The sequence below is a fragment of the Richelia intracellularis HH01 genome, from assembly GCF_000350105.1.
Classification (GTDB): domain Bacteria; phylum Cyanobacteriota; class Cyanobacteriia; order Cyanobacteriales; family Nostocaceae; genus Richelia; species Richelia intracellularis.
Genome location: NZ_CAIY01000059.1, coordinates 1 through 1408, shown reverse-complemented (window position 1 = coordinate 1408; position 1408 = coordinate 1). Strand labels below are relative to the sequence as shown.

Here is a 1408-nt window from a genome sequence, read left to right as displayed (position 1 = left end):
GTTTAAACTCGTATACAATATCAAAATACGTAATTTTAAGTAAAAATCTATTTATTTTAAGGATTATATAATCCAGCCTTATTCTTTTATTTATAAGCAAAGTATATTGAGTTTTAGTAAAATTCATTTGTCGTTTATGGATATTGCTGAGTATTGCTAATAGAGTTTCTAATGATTTACTATTATTTTTTGTTCCCTGCACTAGTCATCATTAATTTAATACTTACTCAATGTTTAAAATTTACCTTGTATTTATTACTAACTCTCTATAATTCACTATTTTCAGTTAATTAAATAAAGGCTATATATTTGAATAATAAGACACACTATGATTATCCTGATTTTACTACAGTAGACTTAAGTAAGTTTTATCTATAAGGCCAGTATGGCAAGGTATAAATAAACAGGCTATTACGGGTTATATTTAGAGATTATTTAAGGCTTTTATGCTTCTTGTTCACTATCTAATTATTTTTGCCTATCCCTTGAATTTTTCATTTACATTCAAGGGATAGCCTTTTTGGGGATTTAGTCTTCAGTATGATCTAACCCTTACAAGTACTTGGTATAGTGTAAACACTATTTGAATGATTATCAGTTGTGATCAGTAAATCTTAACTGGTTTGTAACTTGGAGCATGGGAACTTTTCAGCTAGTATTGCTTTATTTTGATCACCTCTATATATTTCTAAGTAGGCTTCTGGTAAAGCCTCAAATAGTAGCTGCTCTCCAGGAAATACTACTCTTTCAAAGTACCATTCAGGAATATTAGAGATTCTTACAATAATGACTTGGTTGCTATGATTGGAGTAAATACATAAAATTCCCGGACTATAATTTAGGGGTAGTGAATTAAGAGTTTGAGTCATTATAATTTAGACGATATATTGTTAGTTAATAAACGCTGAATAGCTATTAGAAAGTTAACAATAATAATAAGAAGCATATTTATAATTATTGTTAACTTTCTAACTATCATTTCTACTTGGCTAGTATGATGCAACATTTGCTAAATTAATTCTTGCTATTAACAGTTCCTGTAAGTGTGTGATCTACCAGATATCAGATGATTTTTAAAATATTAGGAAAGCTAGCTTTAAATCTTGCAAGTAAATAGTAAATAAAGCATATGTTAATAATCAATATCAGCAAGTTTATATATCATAAGTTTTCTTGCTAGATAGCATTAAATTATAGATAATTATATTATTCTTACGGTTAATATATATGGTATGACTATAGATATACCGTAGTTTATGCAACTGTTTATATTATTAAAATTGTAGCTGTAGTTTTAGCTTTTATTAGAAATAAAATAAAATTAAAAGTGAGCTGAAGATGAGTAATATTATCGCAATAAACAACTGATAAATATCCAAAAGTTAAATTATAATACTCAGCATTTTTT

Annotated in this window: 1 protein-coding gene; it reads right to left on the bottom strand. The window is 26.8% G+C overall.

Annotated elements, in window-relative coordinates; genetic code table 11:
- Nucleotides 1–614: 614 nt before the first annotated feature.
- Nucleotides 615–869 carry a DUF1830 domain-containing protein gene (locus tag RINTHH_RS07130; protein WP_008234761.1) on the bottom strand — a complete coding sequence of 85 codons (255 nt, stop codon included), beginning with the start codon at nucleotides 867–869 and terminating at the stop codon, nucleotides 615–617.
- Nucleotides 870–1408 lie beyond the last annotated feature (539 nt).